19 protein-coding genes are annotated in these 21343 nt (G+C 34.0%); 14 read left to right on the forward strand and 5 right to left on the reverse strand.

Annotation, left to right across the window (positions count from 1 at the left end):
• Positions 1–46: 46 nt before the first annotated feature.
• The 5 genes from ACMDB5_RS13380 to ACMDB5_RS13400 all read left to right on the forward strand — a co-directional run bounded on the left by ACMDB5_RS13380 (position 47) and on the right by ACMDB5_RS13400 (position 6881).
• Positions 47–1582, forward strand: coding sequence for a S10 family peptidase (locus ACMDB5_RS13380; protein WP_413998759.1), 1536 nt, complete (start codon positions 47–49; stop codon positions 1580–1582).
• A gap of 333 nt (positions 1583–1915) precedes the next feature.
• On the forward strand, positions 1916–2998 hold the full coding sequence (gcvT, locus tag ACMDB5_RS13385) for a glycine cleavage system aminomethyltransferase GcvT (RefSeq protein ID WP_413998760.1): 1083 nt from the start codon (positions 1916–1918) through the stop codon (positions 2996–2998).
• A gap of 93 nt (positions 2999–3091) precedes the next feature.
• The gene (locus tag ACMDB5_RS13390; protein WP_413998761.1) at positions 3092–5125 is read left to right on the forward strand and encodes a S41 family peptidase; all 2034 of its coding nucleotides are present in this window, start codon (positions 3092–3094) and stop codon (positions 5123–5125) included.
• Positions 5126–5229: 104 nt separating this feature from the next.
• The gene (locus ACMDB5_RS13395) at positions 5230–5943 is read left to right on the forward strand and encodes a YebC/PmpR family DNA-binding transcriptional regulator (protein ID WP_413998762.1); all 714 of its coding nucleotides are present in this window, start codon (positions 5230–5232) and stop codon (positions 5941–5943) included.
• A gap of 80 nt (positions 5944–6023) precedes the next feature.
• Positions 6024–6881: an EamA family transporter gene (locus ACMDB5_RS13400; protein WP_413998763.1), complete on the forward strand. Its 858-nt coding sequence runs from the start codon at positions 6024–6026 to the stop codon at positions 6879–6881.
• Positions 6882–6997: 116 nt separating this feature from the next.
• Here ACMDB5_RS13400 and ACMDB5_RS13405 read toward each other — a convergent pair whose 3' ends face one another.
• Together ACMDB5_RS13405 and ACMDB5_RS13410 are read right to left on the reverse strand one after the other, a co-directional pair.
• Positions 6998–8038 carry a PLP-dependent cysteine synthase family protein gene (locus ACMDB5_RS13405; protein ID WP_413998764.1) on the reverse strand — a complete coding sequence of 347 codons (1041 nt, stop codon included), beginning with the start codon at positions 8036–8038 and terminating at the stop codon, positions 6998–7000.
• 70 nt (positions 8039–8108) lie between these two features.
• Positions 8109–10184, reverse strand: coding sequence for a S9 family peptidase (locus ACMDB5_RS13410; protein ID WP_413998765.1), 2076 nt, complete (start codon positions 10182–10184; stop codon positions 8109–8111).
• A gap of 126 nt (positions 10185–10310) precedes the next feature.
• Here ACMDB5_RS13410 and ACMDB5_RS13415 point away from each other — a divergent pair, with 126 nt between their 5' ends.
• Together ACMDB5_RS13415 and ACMDB5_RS13420 are read left to right on the forward strand one after the other, a co-directional pair.
• Entirely contained in the window at positions 10311–10631 is a 321-nt protein-coding gene (locus tag ACMDB5_RS13415) for a YbaB/EbfC family nucleoid-associated protein (RefSeq protein WP_413998766.1), read from the forward strand.
• Positions 10632–10637: 6 nt separating this feature from the next.
• Positions 10638–11066, forward strand: coding sequence for a DUF1003 domain-containing protein (locus tag ACMDB5_RS13420; protein ID WP_413998767.1), 429 nt, complete (start codon positions 10638–10640; stop codon positions 11064–11066).
• 71 nt (positions 11067–11137) lie between these two features.
• On the opposite strand, the gene ACMDB5_RS13425 is transcribed toward ACMDB5_RS13420, so the two are convergent.
• Entirely contained in the window at positions 11138–12163 is a 1026-nt protein-coding gene (locus tag ACMDB5_RS13425) for a threonine aldolase family protein (RefSeq protein ID WP_413998768.1), read from the reverse strand.
• Between the two features lie 88 nt (positions 12164–12251).
• On the opposite strand from ACMDB5_RS13425, the gene prfB reads away from it, so the two are divergent.
• From prfB to ACMDB5_RS13455, 6 genes are all read left to right on the forward strand, one after another.
• A protein-coding gene (prfB, locus tag ACMDB5_RS13430; RefSeq protein WP_413998769.1) for a peptide chain release factor 2 occupies positions 12252–13353 on the forward strand; the annotation gives its coding sequence in 2 pieces (ribosomal slippage) (positions 12252–12314 and positions 12316–13353; 1101 coding nt in all).
• Positions 13354–13706: 353 nt separating this feature from the next.
• A complete protein-coding gene (lpxD, locus tag ACMDB5_RS13435) occupies positions 13707–14705 on the forward strand; it encodes a UDP-3-O-(3-hydroxymyristoyl)glucosamine N-acyltransferase (RefSeq protein WP_413998770.1) in 999 nt (332 codons plus the stop codon).
• A gap of 167 nt (positions 14706–14872) precedes the next feature.
• A complete protein-coding gene (locus ACMDB5_RS13440) occupies positions 14873–16501 on the forward strand; it encodes an acyl-CoA carboxylase subunit beta (protein ID WP_413998771.1) in 1629 nt (542 codons plus the stop codon).
• A 191-nt stretch (positions 16502–16692) separates the two neighbouring features.
• On the forward strand, positions 16693–17211 hold the full coding sequence (locus tag ACMDB5_RS13445) for an N-acetyltransferase family protein (RefSeq protein ID WP_413998772.1): 519 nt from the start codon (positions 16693–16695) through the stop codon (positions 17209–17211).
• Positions 17212–17615: 404 nt separating this feature from the next.
• On the forward strand, positions 17616–18239 hold the full coding sequence (locus tag ACMDB5_RS13450; RefSeq protein WP_413998773.1) for a hypothetical protein: 624 nt from the start codon (positions 17616–17618) through the stop codon (positions 18237–18239).
• Between the two features lie 168 nt (positions 18240–18407).
• Positions 18408–18830 carry a DoxX family protein gene (locus tag ACMDB5_RS13455; protein WP_413998774.1) on the forward strand — a complete coding sequence of 141 codons (423 nt, stop codon included), beginning with the start codon at positions 18408–18410 and terminating at the stop codon, positions 18828–18830.
• Between the two features lie 41 nt (positions 18831–18871).
• On the opposite strand, the gene ACMDB5_RS13460 is transcribed toward ACMDB5_RS13455, so the two are convergent.
• Positions 18872–19927 (reverse strand): AMP-binding protein, encoded by a 1056-nt coding sequence (locus ACMDB5_RS13460; protein ID WP_413998775.1) that lies wholly within the window; start codon positions 19925–19927, stop codon positions 18872–18874.
• Positions 19928–19959: 32 nt separating this feature from the next.
• A complete protein-coding gene (locus tag ACMDB5_RS13465) occupies positions 19960–20880 on the reverse strand; it encodes a CPBP family intramembrane glutamic endopeptidase (RefSeq protein WP_413998776.1) in 921 nt (306 codons plus the stop codon).
• Between the two features lie 112 nt (positions 20881–20992).
• On the opposite strand from ACMDB5_RS13465, the gene arsC reads away from it, so the two are divergent.
• Positions 20993–21334, forward strand: a complete 342-nt coding sequence (arsC, locus tag ACMDB5_RS13470) for an arsenate reductase (glutaredoxin) (protein WP_413998777.1) — start codon at positions 20993–20995, stop codon at positions 21332–21334.
• The last annotated feature ends 9 nt before the right edge of the window (positions 21335–21343 follow it).

The following is a 21343-nucleotide window of genomic DNA, read 5'->3' on the forward strand; positions in this document are numbered from 1 at the left end:
TTAGTAACCTAAAATTTAACTTTCCATAAACCAGTTAAACAATCTTATGAAAAAAACATTATTTTTATTAATCTTAGTTGGATTTATTAAGACTTCTAATGCCCAACAATCCAGTTCACAGCCAAAAGAGTCAAAAGAAGCTGTTAAAGAAAATAATTCGGCCTCTAATTTAGTTTTTAATCCAGACCAAAATGTTGTCACAGAGCATACCACTACGATAAAAGGGCAAAAAGTTCCCTACAAAGCAACCACAGGTACGATGCCGGTTTGGGACGAAGACGGGAAAGCAATTGCAGGATTATTCTATACTTATTATGAGCGCACCGATGTTAAAAATCGTGCCGCTCGTCCGCTAGTAATTTCCTTCAATGGTGGCCCTGGTTCTGCTTCAGTTTGGATGCAAATTGCGTACACAGGTCCAAGTTTAATTAATATAGATGACGAAGGCTATCCTTTGCAACCTTATGGAATTAAGGAAAATCCATATTCCATTTTGGATGTTGCCGATATTGTTTTTGTAAATCCTGTTAACACCGCCTATTCCAGAGCAACAAGCAAAGACATACCAACTACGAAATTTTTTGGCGTAAATGCCGATATTAAATACCTAGCCGACTGGATTGGCGGATTTGTAACACGTACCAACCGTTGGGCATCGCCAAAATATCTGATTGGTGAAAGCTACGGTACAACCCGCGTTTCTGGACTGGCTCTTGAATTACAAAACAGCGAATGGATGTATCTCAATGGAGTTATTTTAGTATCACCAACTGAATTAGGAATAGCTCGTGGAGTGGCATCGGATGCTGCACTAAAACTGCCCTATTTTGCAGCTACAGCCTGGTATCATAAAACACTGAGTCCTGATTTACAGAATAAAGATTTGACAGCAATGTTGCCGGAAGTAGAAGATTTTACCATCAATGAACTGCTACCTGCATTAAGCAAAGGTGGATCTTTGGATGAACAAAAAAGAAAAGAAATAGCTGCTAAAATAGCGCGTTACTCTGGACTTTCAGAAAAAGTAGTTTTGCAAAATAATTTAGATGTTCCTTTTAATTATTTTTGGAAAGAACTCTTGAGAGATCAAGGATATACTATAGGCCGATTGGATTCTCGCTATAAAGGAATTGACCGCAAAGATGCCGGTGACGGACCTGATTTTAATGCTGAACTAACTTCTTGGCTGCACTCCTTTACTCCTGCAATCAATATCTACCTTCGCAATAATCTGAATTACAAAACCGATTTTAAATACAATATGTTTGGATCTGTGCGTCCTTGGGATAATTCGAACGATAAAACCGGGGAAAATCTGCGCCAAGCTATGGCACAAAACCCCTATTTGCATGTAATGGTTCAAGCCGGATATTATGATGGTGCCTGTGACTATTTTAATTCAAAATACAATTTATGGCAAATGGATCCTAGCGGAAAGTTAAAAGACAGAATGAGTTGGAAAGGATACCGTAGCGGACATATGATGTATTTAAGAAAACAAGATTTAGAAACTGCCAATGAAGACATCAGAAACTTCATCAAGCAATCAATTCCCAAAGAGAATGAATCGGCAAAATACTAAGATTGTTTAAAATTAATACAAAATGACGAAAAAAGGCAAATCGAACCCTAAGTTTGATTTGCCTTTTTAGTTTTATTAAAATCTTAAAAAATGGTTCTTAATCGAAAGAAATATCGAAGCTTTGATAACTAAAAATCTTTTTATGTTTCTAATAAAAATCAAAAACTAATAGCAATCAAATAGTTAATAAATAAAATTAGAATCAATCAAAAACACAACAAGCAATTACTTAGAAAGTAGAATAACTAAATCGTTTGAATCTGTTTCTTTTTGACTTTGCCACTCCATAAAAAATCAATAAATTAGCCACTTGAAATTTTATACAACAATACAATGAAAAATACTGCGCTTACGCACATCCACGAAAGTTTGGGAGCTAAAATGCTTCCGTTTGCCGGATACAATATGCCAATTACTTATGAAGGAGTTAATGCTGAACACGAAACGGTGCGTAATGCCGTAGGAGTTTTTGATGTTTCTCACATGGGTGAATTCTTGCTTACGGGACCAAATGCATTGGCTTTGATTCAAAAAGTTTGTTCTAATGATGCTTCAACTTTGACAATCGGTAGAGCGCAATACTCTTGTTTGCCAAACAATGATGGCGGAATTGTAGATGATTTAATCATCTATAAAATGAAAGATGAAGAGTATTTATTAGTTGTAAATGCTTCGAATATAGACAAGGATTGGGAATGGATTTCGGCTCATAATGATGTAGGAGCTGATATGAAAAACCTTTCAGATGAGTATTCTTTATTTGCAATTCAAGGACCTAAAGCGGTTGAAGCGATGCAATCTTTATCATCTATAGATTTGGCTGCTATTCCTTACTATCACTTTGAAGTTGCTGATTTTGCTGGCTTTGACAATGTAATTATTTCGGCTACTGGATATACCGGTTCTGGAGGTTTTGAAATTTATTGTAAAAATGACCAAGCGGAAGAAATTTGGAATAAAGTTTTTGAAGCGGGAGCTGCCTTTGGAATCAAACCAATCGGACTTGCTGCAAGGGATACTTTACGTCTTGAAATGGGTTTTTGTTTGTATGGAAATGACATTAGCGACACCACTTCGCCATTGGAAGCTGGATTGGGTTGGATTACTAAATTCACAAAAGAATTTACCAATTCTGAAAACTTGAAAAAGCAAAAAGAAGCAGGCGTTAGCCGAAAAATTGTTGCTTTTGAAATGCAAGAGCGTGCGGTTCCAAGACATGATTACGAAATTGTAGATGCAACAGGAACTGTAATCGGGATTGTAACTTCGGGAACTATGTCTCCATCGATGAATAAAGGAATTGGATTAGGTTATGTAACAGTGGCAAACAGTGCCGTTGACAGCGATATCTTTATTAGAATCCGCAAAAATGATGTTCCTGCCAAAGTAGTAAAATTGCCTTTTTACAAAAAGTAATACTAAGGTTCTCTATCTAAAAATTATGTTTTTTTTAAGTCACTTTTTTCAAAAAAAGGCTTAATTTTAAACGTAATAGATGATGTAGGACTCATGAGAAAGATTACACTAATAGTAGTTTTTACAACATTTTCGCTCTTTGCTCAAAATGACGGAAAAACATGTGAAATTATTTCTAAAATAAATACGCTTATTCAAAGCGAGCATATTCATCCAAAACCGATAGACGATAGTTTATCGGTTTTTGTGTTTGATCGCTTTATCAATGAACTGGATCCTTCCCGAAATATCTTTCTTAAATCAGAATACCAAACACTCTCCGAAAAATACCGTTTCAACATTGACGATTTCATCAATGCTGAAAATTGCTCTTTTATCCCCGAAATCATATCGATATATAAAAAAGATCTTTTGAGAAACAAGTCTATTTTAGAAAAAATAGACACCATAAACATTGATTATGAACTGAAAGATACCGTTCGATTTAACAAAAAAGGATTTCCTTTTTATCTGCAGGAAAATCAAACCGAAAAAGTTTTGACAAAAAAATTAAGATATGAAATCCTCAATGATATAGCTTCAAAACATAAAAATTTAGACTCTATAAAAGCTAATTTTAAAACACTGGAATTTACTTCTAAAAGAACAATTATTGAGAATGAACTTTGCAAAATAAACAACTTATTGCAGAATGAAACGAATTACAGCGAAAACATATTCAACTACTTTTGCAATTATTTTGATCCACATACAAGCTATTTCAACGTGAATACCAAATCTAATTTTGTAGCTTCTTTATCTAAAGAGCACCTTTCTTTAGGAATGAATGTGAGTTTGAACGAAAAAAACGAGATTATTATTTATGAGTTGAACCCAAACGGTCCCGCCTTCCAAACCGGAAAAATAAAAAAAGGAGATCAAATTATTTCGATTTCAAATCTAAAGGAAACACTAGATGTTTCTTGTTCCACGCTGGATCTAATTTCGAAAATGATTCTGTCTGATACCAACAAAAAAATCAAGCTAACACTTAAAAGAAATTCCAGCAAAAATTTTGATGTATTAGTAGAAAAACAACTACTGAAAGATGAAGAAAACACCGTTTACAGCTTTATCATTGAGCATAAAAATGATAAATTTGGTTATATAAAAATCCCTAGTTTTTATACCGATTATGAAGAAAACAGCGAAAAAGGATCTGCAGAAGACGCAGCCTTAGAAGCATTAAAACTACAAAAAGACAATATCAAAGGTCTTATTATTGATATAACCGATAATGGTGGCGGTTCAATCGAAGAGGCTATAAAACTGGCAGGGATGTTTATTGATTACGGTCCTATTTCTATTATTACCGACAATAAACAAGCTCAAATGCTAATAAATGATCCCTATGAAGGAATGATTTATAATGGACCTATTGTCATACTCATAAACAATAATTCGGCTTCGGCAACTGAGTTTTTCGCCTCGATAATGCAAGACTACAATCGGGCTTTATTGATAGGAAATACAAGCTTAGGCAAAGCAACTATGCAAACCATATTGCCATTAGAAAAAAACGATAATACGAATTTTGTAAAACTGACCATTAACAAATTTTATAGGGTAACCGGCAAAAGCGATCAAGCCATAGGGATTATTCCAAATGCACATCTTCCTGAAATATTTGAAACAATCTATCCAAAAGAGATTGACAGTCCTACTGCCTTTAAAAACGACAGCATAATTACAACTCTTGATTTTAAACCTTTTATAGAGAATAATTTGATTCTTGAAATTGCAAAAAAAAGTAAGAAAAGAATCGCTTCTAACTCCTATTTTAATGAAATAAAAAGAATAAATTCGAAAATAGATGACATCATTAAAAAACCAAAATTACCAATGCCATTAACTATTGATGCTGTTTTTAAAGAAAAAACAGATTTAAATTGCCTATGGGAAGACGTTAATGCTTTTGATTCAAAAACGAACGGATTAAACATACACAATTCAAATCTAAATCAATATCTTTTGACAATTCATCCATTGGAAAAAACAAACAATCTATACCAACTAAAAATACTTGAAAAAAATCATTATTTGAATGAGGCAATCGCTATTTTGAATGATTTTAGGGCACTTAAATAAAATTCGGGATTGATTATTGAACTCTTTTCACAAAAAGTAGATAATTTGATTTTGGTAAAAAAACTAATAACCGTATTTTTGCAATTCAAAATAACAAATTAGAAATGGGAAGAGCATTTGAATTCAGAAAAGGTAGAAAAATGAAACGTTGGTCAGCAATGGCTAAAGCATTTACCAGAATTGGAAAAGATATCGTAATGGCTGTTAAGGAAGGTGGACCTAATCCGGAGGCCAACTCTAGATTGAGAGCCGTTATCCAAAATGCAAAGGCTGCCAACATGCCTAAAGATAACGTAGAACGTGCCATTAAAAAAGCAACAGATAAAGACACTGCCAATTACAAGGAAGTACTTTTTGAAGGTTATGCACCGCATGGAATTGCGCTTTTAATTGAAACAGCTACTGACAACAATAATAGAACTGTTGCCAATGTTAGAAGTTACTTTAACAAATGCAATGGAACGATGGGAACGCAAGGTTCTGTTGAATTTATGTTTGACCATACCTGTAATTTCCGAATTCCGGCAAACGGACTTGATCCCGAAGAATTAGAATTAGAATTAATCGATTTTGGTGCCGAAGAGGTTTTTGAAGATGAAGATGGAATCTTAATCTATGCTCCTTTTAATAGTTTTGGAACCATCCAAAAAGAATTGGAAAGCAGAGGAATCGAAATACTTTCTTCTGGATTTGAAAGAATTCCGCAAATCACTAAAAAACTATCGGAAGCTGAAATGGCTGATGTAGAAAAATTGATTGAAAAAATGGAAGAAGATGATGATGTGATGAACGTTTACCATACAATGGAAGAAGCTTAACATTTCTTATTATAAAAACAAAAAAACTCCAGTTATACTGGAGTTTTTTATTAGATATTCTTAAACTAAAAAAGACAATAATGTTATTTCTCATCCTAAGTATTTTATGTAGCGTAACTGTAGGAATCATTTTTAAAATTTCACGCAACTACACGGTAAATAATACGCAAATTATAACATGGAATTATATTTTCGCACTACTGCTCTGTTATGTATCATTTAATCCTGATTTAGAGGCTATAGACAACACAGCGCCTTGGAATATCTATATTTCTCTTGGTTTTTTACTTCCTGCTGTATTCCTTTTTCTGGCGTTATCAATAAAACAGATGGGAATTGTAAAAACTGATGCTGCCCAGCGGCTTTCATTGTTTATTCCCATATTAGCGGCTTGGTTACTATTTGGCGAAGAATTTAACAAGCTTAAAGTCATCGCATTTTTTATAGCCTTGGCTGGCTTATTACTTATTCTGTCTAAACGGGAAGAAAACACCAACAACAAGTGGATTTATCCCGCCTTAGTATTGGTCGGTTTTGGAATTATAGACGTATTATTCAAACAAATTTCCCTATATACTAAGCTGCCTTATACTAGCTCTCTATTTGTCATATTTTGCATTGCAATGACACTAATGACAATGGTTATTGTATATGAAGTGGTTTTCAAAAAAACGAAATTAAGCACCACTAATTTCATTTTTGGTGCCTTAGTAGGTGTTTTGAACTTTGGTAATATTCTTTTCTATCTAAAAGCGCATAAAGCTTTTTCGGATAATCCATCAACCGTTTTTGCAGCAATGAACATGGGAGTAATTATTCTAGGTAGTTTAGCGGGAATCTTTTTATTTAAAGAAAGATTAAGCAAAAGAAATTATTTAGGTCTATTTTTGGCTTTAATAGCAATTGTATTAATTGTACTATCACAAATCTACAGCTGATATAATTGGATAAATTTAAGCTAAATAATTCCTCTTTGATCAGAATAACAAAAGTTATAAAAACAAAAAACTCCAGATTGCTCTGGAGTTTTTTTTATAGTTAAAAATAGAAAACTCTATTTTATAAGTTCAATTTTTTGTGCTTCTTCTTCATTAACACTGTCAAAGAACCCTTGTTCATTCATCCAGTCATCACTAAACACCTTACTCATATAACGAGAACCATGATCAGGGAATATAGCAATTACATTACTGTTTTTGTCAAATTCACCTTCTTCGGCATATTGTCTTATCGCTTGCATTACGGCTCCTGAGGTGTAACCTACAAACAATCCTTCTTTTCTTGTAATCTCTCTTGCTGTGTGTGCACTTTCCTCATCAGTTACTTTCATGAACTTATCGATCACGTCAAAATCTGTAGCTGATGGAATCAAGTTTTTACCAAGACCTTCTATTCTGTAAGGATAAATTTCGCTGTTGTCGAACTCTCTTGTTTCATGGTATTTTTTCAATACAGAACCAAAAGCATCAACACCAAGTACTTTAATATTAGGATTTTGCTCTTTTAGGAATTTTGCCGTCCCAGAAATTGTTCCTCCAGTACCACTACAAGCAACAAGATGGGTGATTTTACCGTTGGTTTGCTTCCAAATTTCCGGTCCTGTTGATTTATAATGAGCGTCAACATTCAATTCATTGAAATATTGATTGATATAAACGGATCCTTTGGTTTCTTCGTGCAATCTTTTGGCAACATTATAATATGAGCGTTCGTCATCGGCAGAGACATGGGCTGGGCAAACATAAACTTTAGCGCCTAAACTGCGAAGCATGTCAATTTTATCTTTCGAAGATTTTGAACTAACTGCTAAAATACAGTTATATCCTTTTATAATACTTACCATTGCTAGACTAAAACCGGTGTTTCCTGAAGTAGTTTCTATAATGGTATCTCCTGGAGATAATATTCCTTTTTTTTCTGCCTGCTCAATAATATATAGTGCAATTCTGTCTTTTGAGGAATGTCCCGGATTAAAAGCTTCTACTTTGGCATAGAAATTACCTTCTAATTTTTCGGTGACTTTGTTTAGCTTAATAAGGGGCGTATTACCTATTAATTCTAAAACATTATTGTAAGCGTTTATTTCTTCTTTCATAAAAAAATAGTTAATCTAGGTCAATTTTATTTGACTTTGATACGTTGCAAATTTAACACAAAAAAACCAATTACTTATTAATTTTCTCTAAATCTAACAAAAAACTGAACTCTTTTGACAGTTCTTTTAGAGCCTCAAACCTTCCGGAAGCCCCACCATGACCAGCATCCATATTAGTATCAAGATATAAAATATTTGCATCTTTTTTTATTTTTCTTAGCTTGGCAACCCATTTTGCTGGCTCCCAATACTGAACTTGTGAATCATGAAGTCCTGTAGACACGTACATATTAGGGTAATTTTGTTCTTTCACATTGTCATACGGAGAATAAGATCTCATGTAGTCGTAATATTTTTTCACATTTGGATTCCCCCATTCGTCATATTCGCCCGTGGTCAATGGAATCGTATCGTCTAACATTGTAGTCATCACATCTACAAAAGGAACTTGTGCAATAACGCCTTTATACAATTCTGGCGCCGAATTTACAATAACTCCCATCAATAAACCACCGGCTGAACCGCCTTCGGCATACAAATGTTCTGGAGATGTATACTTTTGATCGATAACATATTTAGAACAATCGATAAAATCAGTAAAGGTGTTCTTCTTTTTCAACAATTTCCCATCTTCATACCATTTTCTGCCTAAATCTTCTCCTCCGCGGATATGCGCTATCGCATAAATAAAACCTCTGTCGAGTAAAGAAAGTCTTGTTGAAGAAAAATAAGCATCCATAGAATGCCCATAAGATCCATAAGCATACAATAACAAAGGATTCTTAGCATCTTTTTTCAATCCTTTTCTATAAACCATAGAAATAGGTACTTTTGTTCCATCAGTGGCAGTAGCCCAAACACGCTCTTCGATATAATTGTTTTTATCAAACTTACCGCCAAGTACTTCTTGCTCTTTCTTGATTTCTTTTGCTTTGGTTTTCATGTTAAAATCAATTACCGAAGCAGGCGTAGCCATTGATTGATAACCGTAGCGCAAAACATCAGTATCAAAATCAACATTGGTTGTCGTATAAGCGGTATAGGTTTCGCTTTCAAAAGGCAAATAGTATTCGTCTTTACCGTTCCAAGGCATAATACGAATTTTATTCAAGCCGTTGCTTCTTTCTGAAACAACCAAAAAGTCTTTAAAAATATCAATATCTTCTAGTAAAACGTCTTCTCTATGCGCAATAACATCTTGCCAATTTTCTTTTGAAGTTGCCGTTTCCGGTGTTTTCATCAATTTAAAATTGGTCGCCTTATCTTTATTAGTCACAATGTAAAAGTTATCTCCAAAAAAAGAAATACTATATTCTAAACCTCTTACTCTTTTTTGAAAAAGAGTAAATTTCCCTTCAGGATTATCGGCTAATAAAGTTCTAAACTCAGTTGTTAAAGTACTTGAAGAACTGATGAAAATATATTTTTTTGATTTGTCTTTACCAACACCAACATTATAGGTATCGTCTTTTTCAAAGTAAACCAGTTCGTCTTTTGAAGTTTCATCACCTAATTTATGCTTAAAAACCTTATCAGAGCGCAAGGTTTTTTCATCTTGTCTGGTATAAAATATAGTCTTATTATCATTAGCCCAAGTTGTATTTCCTGTTGCATTTTCAATTTTATCGGCTAGAATTTCTCCGGTAGCAAGATTTTTGAAATGCAGCGTATAAATTCGTCTTCCTACTAAATCCAAAGCATAAGTAGCATATTGATTATCAACACTAATACTTAATCCACTCAATTTAAAATATTTATGATCTTTGGCAAGCTCATTACAATCAAACATGATTTCTTCTTTGGCCGAAAGACTTTCTTTTTTTCTGGAATAAATTGGATAATCTTTTCCTTTTTCAAAACGGGTAATGTAATAATAGCCATTATAAAGATAAGGGACAGATTCGTCATCTTCCTTAATCCTAGATTTCATTTCTTCAAATAAATCTTTTTGAAAATCTTTAGTATGAGCCGTCATCTTTTGATAATACTCATTTTCTTTATTCAGATAATCAATTACTTCGGGATTTTCTCTATCATTCAACCAAAAATAATCATCGATTCTTACATCTCCGAACTTTTCTAACTTAGTAGGTATAATTTTAGCAACTGGCGGCTGTATCTTTTCTGTCATTTGTTGTGCTTTCATATTTGTAAAAGAAGTTACAAAAATAGCACAAAGACAGCTTAAAACGATTCGATTTTTCATCTAATAAATTGATTATTGTATCAAATATAGTAATTTCGTATTTAAATAATTTAAAAAAATAGCAAAATGGATTTAATGGGAATGATGGGAAAATTAAAAGAAACCCAAAATAAAATCGAGGAAACGAAAAAACGTTTGGATACTGTCTTAGTTGACGAGCAAAGCACTGACGGTTTATTAAAAGTAACCATAACTGCCAACAGAAAAATTAAGGCGATCACAATTGCAGATGAATTATTAGAAGACAAAGAGCAATTGGAAGATTATATCATTTTAGTATTAAACAAAGCCATCGAAAAAGCCACTAAAGTAAATGAAGCGGAACTTGATGCTGTTGCTAAAATGGATATGCCAATGATCCCTGGTATGGATAATTTATTCAAATAAATCAATATGGCAACTCATAAAACTTGGCACCAGAGACATACTGAAGCATTAAGCTTTGGTAGCCGCTTGGCAGATTCAGTGGCTAAAGGTATGGGTTCTTGGAAATTTATTATTCTCCAAACTGTTTTGGTATTGCTCTGGATGGGATTAAACCTTGTTGGTTTTATATACCATTGGGACGCCTATCCTTTTATCTTGCTCAATCTTGTTTTCTCGACCCAAGCAGCTTATGCCGCTCCAATCATCATGATGTCACAAAACAGACAAAGTGAAAGAGATCGAATTCAAGCTCAGGCTGATTACCAAACCAACATTGAGGCCAAAAGAGAAATTGAAGCATTGACATTGGTCCTGAACCGACTTGAGGTAGAAAAATTGGACCGAATTATTGAGATGCTGGACAAAATGGATAAAAATGCCGCTGAGTCAAAATAAAGTTAAACTCTTTTTATAAAAAAATTAAAAACCCAATCAAAACATCAAATTTTGATTGGGTTTTTTAATAGCTATAGAGTTAATTTTGCTAAAGTTTCCAGCACATACGTATGCATAACTTCTCTGTAATCAAGATGCGTTACAATCCTAAGTTTACCATGTCCCATAGAACTTATTGAAATATTTTTTTGTTTTAACTTTTCAATCAACAACTGATCGCTGCAATGAGGGGCTAATGAAAAAATCAAAATATTGGTTTCAACCGGCTCAACAGTAGCTACCCAACTTACTTTACTAAGTACTTCAGCCAATTCTTTTGCTCTACGATGATCCTCTGCCAAACGCCCTAAATTATGGTCTAGAGCATAAATTCCGGCAGCTGCAAGATAACCCACTTGTCGCATTCCTCCTCCTAATATTTTTCGAACTCTTAAAGCACGATGAATCGTCGCCTTATCCCCTAACAACATGGAGCCTATAGGAGCTCCAAGACCTTTTGAAAAACAAACCGAAATAGTATCGAATATTTTCCCAAAAGACTTCGGATTTTGCTTTTTGGCAACCAAGGCATTCCAAATTCGGGCGCCATCCATGTGAAACTTTAGATTATTAGCAACACATACTTCTTTTATTTTTTGCAAATCTTCCAATTCATAGCAAGCACCGCCACCTTTATTGGTTGTATTTTCAACACATACCAAACTTGTCAACGGACTGTGATAAAATTCGGGATCGTTAATAGCTCCAGCAACTTGTTCCGCAGTAATCATTCCACGGTTTCCGTCAAGCAAACAACAAGAAACGCCGCTATTAAAAGAAACACCTCCACCTTCATAATGATAAACGTGTGCATATTTATCAGCAATCAATTGTTCCCCGGGTTGAGTGTGTAATTTTATGGCCGCCTGATTCGCCATAGTCCCTGATGGAAAAAATAGTCCCGCTTCCATTCCAAACATCTCAGCAACTCTTGCTTCAAGTTCAATAACTGTAGGATCTTGTTTGTATACATCGTCGCCCACTTGGGCATTAAACATATACTGCAACATTTCATATGTTGGTTTGGTAATCGTATCGCTAACTAAATTTATCTCCATCTATTTATTTTTATTTTAATCCAAACAAGTCCAACTTGCTCCTAAGCGAAAAATTTTCTTATTTTTGCGTCACAAAATTACATAATTTATGACAACTACCGAACAAATAAAAGGTATTGTAGAGCGCCTTGGTGCGTTGAGGAGGTATCTTTGACGTTGATGCCAAACTAATTGAGATTTCTAACGAAGAAGAAAAAACTTTTGCTCCTGACTTTTGGAATAACGCCAAAGAAGCCGAATTAATTGTAAAAAATCTTAGAAACAAGAAAAAATGGATCGAAGATTACAATAAGGCAGTCGAAATGACTGACGAATTGCAATTGGCTTATGAGTTTTACCGAGAGGGAGAACTCACAGCAGAAGAACTGGACGAACAATATACACTTACCGAAAATCATATTGAAGCCATCGAGTTCAAAAATATGCTTTCGGACGAAGGAGACACCCTAAGTGCTGTTTTACAAATAACAGCCGGCGCTGGTGGAACCGAAAGTTGTGATTGGGCTTCTATGTTGATGCGTATGTACATGATGTGGGGCGAAAAATATGGATTCAAAATAAAAGAACTAAACTTTCAAGCAGGTGATGTTGCCGGAATAAAAACCGTAACATTGGAATTTGAAGGTGATTATTCCTTTGGTTATTTAAAAGGCGAAAACGGCGTACATCGATTGGTGCGTATTTCTCCATTTGACAGTAATGCCAAACGACATACCTCTTTTGCTTCGGTTTATGTGTATCCGCTTGTAGATGATAGTATCGAAATTGACATTAATCCCGCCGATATTGAAATTACAACTTCAAGATCTAGCGGTGCTGGTGGGCAAAATGTGAACAAGGTGGAAACCAAAGTACAGTTGTTTCATAAACCTACCGGAATTCAAATTCAATGTTCGGAAACGCGTTCACAACAAGACAACAGGCAACGTGCCATGCAAATGTTACGCTCTCAATTATACGAAATTGAGTTAAAAAAGAAACAAGCACAACGCGCCGATATTGAAGCCGGAAAAATGAAAATAGAATGGGGTTCCCAAATTAGGAATTACGTTATGCAACCTTACAAACTGGTAAAAGATGTCCGTACAGGTTACGAAACCAGCAATGTTGATGGAGTAATGAATGGCGAAATTGATGAATTCTTAAAAGCTTATCTAATGATGATGGGACAAAAAGAAGAAGACGAATAAATTATTTTATTAAACAATTACAATCCTATTAGTAAGCAAAAATGCTAACTAATAGGATTTTTTATTGCTATTAATCAGAAAATTCAGAATAAGCTATGGTTAATGTTTATTTCTGCAAAAGAGATCAAAAACAGCTTTCTCAAATTAAAAAGCAAGATATTTCTGTAAAAATAGAACAGGAATCACTATTCTGATCCAAAATATTCCTTTAACAATTACCAATCTTATATATCTATTTTAAAAAATTATAACGATATCATTTTATTGTTGTTAAAGAATCTGCAAATATTAGGAATTACAAGCCTAAATCATTTTATTTGAAAAATATTAATCCAAAATCTAACATACACTTAATGAAATCCTATTCAGTCCAAGAAATTAATGAAGTCCTTAAAGGAACCATTTTAGGTAATACCCTGCAATCTATAACAGCACCAGAACAATTGGAAGTTGCTATGGAAACTGAAATTTCATTCATAGGTAATAAAAAATACGAGAGACTTTGGTCAAGCTCTAAAGCTTGTGTAGCTGTTGTAAACGAAGACATTTCGATTGAACCCGGAGACAACAGAGCTTTTATAAAAGTAAAAAATGCAGATTTAGCAATGTCACAAGTACTAAATCTTTTTGCACATCCTATGCCTGAATTCTATATCGACATTCACCCAACGGCAGTTATAGATAAATCGGCAATTATTGGAGTTGGTTCAAAAATTGGTGCAGGAACATACGTTGGTCCTAAAGTTAAAATTGGAGAAAACACAACTATTTATCCTAATGTGACTATTCTTGATGAATGTACCATAGGTAAAAATACGGTAATTTGGTCCGGAACCGTGGTTAGAGAGCGTTGCCATATCGGTACTGATTGTATTATTCATCCCAATGCAACTATTGGAGCCGATGGATTTGGCTTTCGCCCTTGCCCAGAAAGAGGATTAGTCAAAATACCGCAAATTGGAAATGTGATTATTGGTAATGGAGTTGAAATAGGCGCAAATTCCTGTGTAGATAGAGGGAAATTTAGCTCTACAATTATTGGTGATGGTTGCAAAATAGATAATTTAGTACAAATAGGACACAATAGCAAACTAGGCCGTTTTTGCATCATGGCAGGAAGTAGCGGACTAGCTGGTTCAGTAACTCTAGGAAATGGTGTGATTATTGGCGGAAGCGCTTCTATTAAAGACCATGCAACATTAGGCGATGGTGCAATTGTAGGAGCAGGTTCCGGAGTTACCTGTGACGTAGCCGCCGGTAAAACTGTGTTGGGATACCCAGCCGTAGAAGCTCGAGACGCATTAAAACAATGGGCCATCTTAAAAAGATTGGTCAACGATTCAAAAAAATAAGCATTTATTTTACAAACGATACTAACAAAAAAGAAAACAGAAATAAACTCCCTGTTTTCTTTTTTTGCATTTATGTCAATTTTCGATTCTAAATCAGTCAATTTATTGAATTATTTCAACGGATTTCGTACTTTAGCAATCTATTTTCTTACAAACATTACATTATCATGGATTTAAACTTCAACAAAAACGAAGACCACAATAAACTTCTATTATCCCAATTAAAGAAAAATTTTACTAAAGTGAAATTGGGAGGTGGCGAGAAAAGAATTGAAAAATTGCATGCCGAAGGTAAAATGACCGCACGCGAACGAATCGATTACTTACTTGACGCTAACGCTGAATGTATTGAAATTGGAGCATTTGTAGGAGAAGGAATGTATGCCGAACACGGTGGCTGTCCTTCGGGAGGCGTTGTTGTAAAAATAGGATACATCAAAGGAAAACAATGTATCGTTGTTGCTAACGATGCCACTGTAAAAGCTGGCGCTTGGTTCCCAATTACCGCTAAGAAAAACCTGAGAGCTCAAGAAATTGCGATGGAAAATCGCTTACCAATAATCTATTTGGTAGACAGTGCCGGTGTTTATTTGCCACTACAAGATGAAATTTTCCCTGACAAAGAACATTTTGGTCGCATCTTTAGAAATAATGCCCAAATGAGCAGTATGGGAATCACCCAAATTTCGGCTATCATGGGAAGTTGCGTTGCAGGTGGAGCCTATTTGCCTATTATGAGTGACGAAGCCATCATTGTTGACAAAACAGGAAGCATTTTCCTGGCTGGAAGCTATTTAGTAAAAGCCGCCATTGGCGAAACTATCGATAATGAAACATTGGGCGGAGCCACAACGCATTGCGAAATTTCGGGAGTTACAGATTATAAGGCTAAAGACGACAAAGATGCCTTAGACAAAATAAAAAATATAGTTGATAAAATTGGTGATTTCGACAAAGCCGGCTACAGCCGAGTGAAGCCTGAAAAACCAGCTTTAGACGAAAAAGACATCTATGGTATCTTGCCAAAGGCTCGTAATGAGCAGTACAATATGATGGAAATTATCAATCGCCTTGTTGACAATTCAGAATTTGAAGCTTATAAAGATGGCTATGGCCAAACAATAATCACCGGTTATGCACGAATCGACGGCTGGGCTGTTGGAATTGTTGCCAATCAAAGAAAGGTGGTAAAAACCAAAAAAGGCGAAATGCAATTTGGAGGCGTAATCTATTCCGATAGCGCTGACAAAGCCACCCGTTTTATTGCCAATTGTAATCAGAAAAAAATCCCTTTGGTATTTATCCAAGACGTTACCGGTTTTATGGTGGGGTCTAAATCAGAACAAGGCGGAATTATAAAAGATGGAGCCAAAATGGTAAATGCCGTAAGTAATTCGGTCGTACCAAAATTCACGGTTATTGTAGGAAATTCTTATGGAGCAGGAAATTATGCCATGTGTGGCAAGGCTTACGACCCTAGATTAATATTCGCTTGGCCAAGCGCAGAACTAGCAGTTATGGGAGGAACACAAGCCGCAAAAGTTTTGGCTCAAATTGAAGCTTCTTCGCTTAAAGCAAAAGGAGAACAAGTTGACGAAGCCAAAGAAGCCGAATTATTTGCCAAAATTAAGGCACGCTATGACGAACAAGTTTCGCCTTATTATGCAGCTTCCCGATTATGGACAGATGCAATAATTGATCCTCTAGACACCAGAACTTGGATTTCAATGGGAATAGAAGCCGCCGACCACTCTCCTATCGAAAAGAAATTTAATCTTGGAGTGATTCAGGTTTAATAATTTATTTACCGTCACACATTATTTCAATCTCGGTTTTCATTAGCTGTAACCCTAATTTTTATTTACAATTAATGAAAACCGAGATTGTAAATACCTTTCTAATTAGAATTGTAAAAACATATCTCCCGCTTGTAACTGCAAACAGGAGACAGTAAAAACAATCAATTCTAAAAAACACTATCTCATCAATGAATTATAAGTTTAGAAAAGCTACAACTTCAGAAATTCCACAAATTTGGGACATTTTAAAACTGGCAATTGCGCGCCGAAAAGAAGAAGGAAGCGATCAATGGCAAGATGGCTATCCCAATCCGGAAGTGATACTAAATGACATTGAAAAAAATGCAGGATTTGTTTTAACCCAAGGCGATACCATCATAGGCTATAGTGCCGTAATTATTAATGACGAGCCAGCTTATGCCAAAATAGAAGGAGAATGGCTAACGAATGCTGATTTTGTAGTAATTCATCGAATAGCCATTTCAGAAAATTATCTAGGAAAAGGTTTGTCTAAAAAACTATTAGCATTCATCGAAGATTTTGCTCTTAATAATAACATTTACAGCATCAAAGCAGATACTAATTTTGACAATATTGCAATGCTGAAGATTTTCGAAAAACAAGGTTATACTCTTTGTGGCGAGGTATATTTTAGAGGGAGCGCAAGAAAAGCTTTCGAGAAAGTATTAATAGAAACTAAAAATTAATATACGTTTAAACTCCAAACTGCTACTCGTTTGCAAGAGATAACAACTCAAAATAGAAAATAAAGTGGGTAATTCGGTAAAAACACAAAGCTGTCATTTCTAATAAATATTCAAAAAAAAATACTGCTGTTCCTTGTATTTGCTCAATCTTTCTTTATAAACATAAATCGGGTTTCTATCTAAATAATAATCGCAATCCATTTCTTATTTCTCTTAAAAACACACTTCCCAAAAACCAAGTTTAACACTCATTAACAGACAGTTAACTATGTTTTTTCATACCTTTATTACTCGCTACTAAGGATTGAAAAATGCAAAATAAAACTGTATTTTTCAATTATGACCTCTTTTTATACAGGAAAATTAACAAATTATTATTTGGATAATTTAATACCTAAAATAAAATGAAAACTACATCTAATATATCTATGATTATCATGCTGTTAGTTTTTCAATTATGTATTGCACAACAAACAGATGAGAATAAAATTAGTATAGAGAAGAACAAATCAATCTTAATGGAAGCCGGAGTTAATGTATCATTGCCTGTCCATATTCAAATGTATAGAACACATCGATATGCAATTGGGGTTAATTTTAGAGCCTTTAAAAAAATATCTCCAAAAACCGAGATTGGTATTAAGGTAGACTACGATTATCGTTTTGCTAGAAACCTCCCCGACACTTCTAATTCAGTTAAAGAAAGAGCTTCGCATCGAAACTTTAGTATCATTGCCATTAAACCAAATGTACAATTCAATTTTAAACACGATTGGTTTTTGGGAGCAGAAACAGGAGTTGGATATGCAATTTCGGACGAAAATAATTCCATAGGACTTGGTTTTGTTTCTGAATATAATGGTAATGCCCAATTTGGATCCTGCTCTGGATTATACATCGGTAAATATTTACCGATCTGTCATGGACATAAAAATTTAGGAATCACTTTGAATTTAACCAATTTTCTTCGCAAGGGTCATGCTGAAAATACTCTTGGTTTAAAGTTTAATTACGCTTTCAATAAATAAACGTTTGATTAAATTTTTTTTTTTGTTTACTTATTATAAAAAACTTAATTGTTATTTGACAAGATTAAGACAATAATTTTCCTGTATTATAGAAAACATATTTAACAAAACAATCTTATTTAACTAAAAATCATTAACTTAGTGTAAGAATTTCAAAACCAAACCGATATGAATACCGTAAAAGATTTAAATAAATGGGCTAATGCGCACACTTATTTCACTTTAGATTTAGTACGAATTGCACTTGGTGTATTTTTGTTTGTCAAGGGAGTTAACTTTATTACAAACATTCAATATTTATCAGATTTGATATCTCCAATTGACAAAATTGGAGGCGGAATGTTTCTGGTTCACTACATCGCTCCGGCTCATATGATCGGAGGAATTATGATTGCATTTGGATTACTAACAAGATGGGCTATTATTGCACAATTACCCATATTAATTGGCGCTATTATTATTAATTTCATGGGCGAAATGCATTCTCAAAATTTACTATTAGCAATATTTATTCTAGCTATTTGTGCGTTTTTCTTATTTTATGGAAGTGGAAAACATTCGGCAGATTATTATTTTAAAATGCAAAAATAATCTCATAAAAAAAAGGCTGTCTTTCTAGACAGCCTTTTTTTTTATTCTCTAGAAACACTTTCTAGAATTTCTTTTCTTTTTATTTTTCCATTTTGAGTTTCACTAAATATTGAAATATAAAATACTTCTTTGGGTTTTTCATATTTATCTAGATTTTTAAAAAGGCTTTTGTCCAAATCTTGCTGCTCTCCTTCTATTACCAAAACTAATTTTTCGCCTAAAACGGCATCTGGAACTCCTCCTACAAAAAAGCGGGTCTGAATCTCGGCAGACAATTTTTCTTCAATTTGTTCCGGTATCAACTTAACGCCGCCACTATTGATCACATTGTCAATTCGTCCTAAAAAAACAAATTGACTCTCACTAAGTATTTCTACCAAATCATTGGTAACGATGGACTCATTTGATATTTTTAAAGCATCAATTACCAAGCAGTTTTTATCATTTTGAGAGATTCGAACATTTGGTAAAATAGAAAAAGCTTTATCACCTACTTTTTTGGCAGCTATATGCGTGATTGTTTCTGTCATACCATAAGTTTCATAGACATCAGTATTGACATTTAGGAGACTTTTTTCGAGAGATTTACTCATTTTGGCACCTCCAACAATCATTTTTTTAACGTTTTTCAATTCAGCAAGTGAATTCTCGACCTGCAAAGGAACCATCGCTACAAAATCATATTTAGTCAAATTATTAGATAACGGATAAGAATTTGGAGATACAAGATCAAGGTTCAAACCTAAAATAATGCTTCGCACCAACATCATTTTACCCGCTATATATTTAACAGGTAAACAACACAAAGCTTTGTCACCAGGATTCAATTCGAAAAAATCCCCAGTAGCCAAGGCCGAATTGATCATTGCTTGCTTACTTATTCTAATAATTTTAGGAGTTCCGGTAGTTCCTGATGTTTGTAAGTTTATATAGGGCTTATTATCAAACCAGTCTAGCAAAAATTCTCCTGTTACTTTTTCAAACTCATCTCCCTCTTTAATCAAACAATATGCAGCTTCACATAATTCTTCTTTGTCCAGATGAGACCCATTCAGCTTAAAAAAATTATGTACACTATTATGAGTCACTTTTTTCATATTGTTGGGATTCTTTTTAGTTTATTGTTAGGCTACTGTACATCAATTTTTCCAGTTAATTTTTCTTTCCAGTTGGTCCATTGGTATTTTCTACTAAAGATATACAAAAGTAATGGGTAAATTAAAACTACCGGCATAATTACATCTAAACCTGCTTTAGGCTCAGAAATATCCTTAAAAATAGAATGGGTTTGAAATGCTGACCAATCCGAAGTAACTAACAAAGCACCGATCAGATTATTGGCAGCATGAAAGCCTAAAGCAAGCTCCATTCCTTCATCCATCATAGTAATTATTCCAAGAAAAAAACCTGTTCCAATATAATACACAAAAATAATATTTCCCATCTTGGAAACTTCGGGATTCGAAAAATGCAAGGCTCCAAAAAAAACAGAAGTCAATACTAATGGAACCCATTTATTTTTAGCCAGATTAGCAAAGCCTTGCATCAAATAGCCTCTAAAAACATATTCTTCAGTACTAGTTTGAATTGGAATTAAAAACAATCCGATTACAACTAATATCGCAAAAGGCACCGGTTTAAAATTGATCACAAAGCTATCAGGACTAAAGATATAAAAAAACAAAGTGGAAATAATCGTGAAACCAGCCCAAATAGAAAAGGAAAAAAACACCCTATTCCAATCTATTTTTTTTCTTGATGTCGTAACCGAAAGTATCGTTTGATTGTGCAAATAACGAATTACAAAGAAAATCCCCAATAAAGTAAACACAAAGGATATGAGAATTAGAAACAGAGACAAATTGGGCTCAAAAAAACGCATCAATTGATCATTATCTGAAGGATAGGGTTTCCCGTTTAAAATTGTTTCATAAAAAACCGCTAACAATAAAGGAATCTGGCCTGCAATTGAAGCCACAAAAATTAACCCCAACCCCATTAAATACTTCCAAAACTCATTCTCTGAATTTACACCTTGCTCTATAAACATCTGTTAATATTTAATTTATAATTCTGTAATTCGACTATCAAAGTCTATTTTTGTTTCTTCTAAAATTACTTTTAAAAATTCAATTTTCTATAACTTCTAAAAAATAATACAAATGATACAAATATACCATAATCCGCGTTGTGGAAAATCAAGAAATTGCTTAGCCTTCATGACACAATCCGGATTAGAATATGAAGTAATTAATTATTTGGAAAATCCTCCAAGCTTTGACGAATTAGTAGCTATCCTTAAAAAACTAGGTATTAAACCGTTGGAATTAGTTCGTAAAAAAGAAAAAATATGGATAGAAAACTTTAAAAACAAAGAACTTACTGATTCTGAAATCATTCAAGCAATGGTTTCAAACCCAATTCTTATAGAAAGACCTATCGTGATAAAAGAAGACAAAGCAATCATTGGTAGAGACTTAGACAAACTAAACACTTTCATTTAAACCACAGAG

The sequence above is a fragment of the Flavobacterium sp. W1B genome, from assembly GCF_047344965.1.
In the GTDB taxonomy this organism is placed as follows: domain Bacteria; phylum Bacteroidota; class Bacteroidia; order Flavobacteriales; family Flavobacteriaceae; genus Flavobacterium.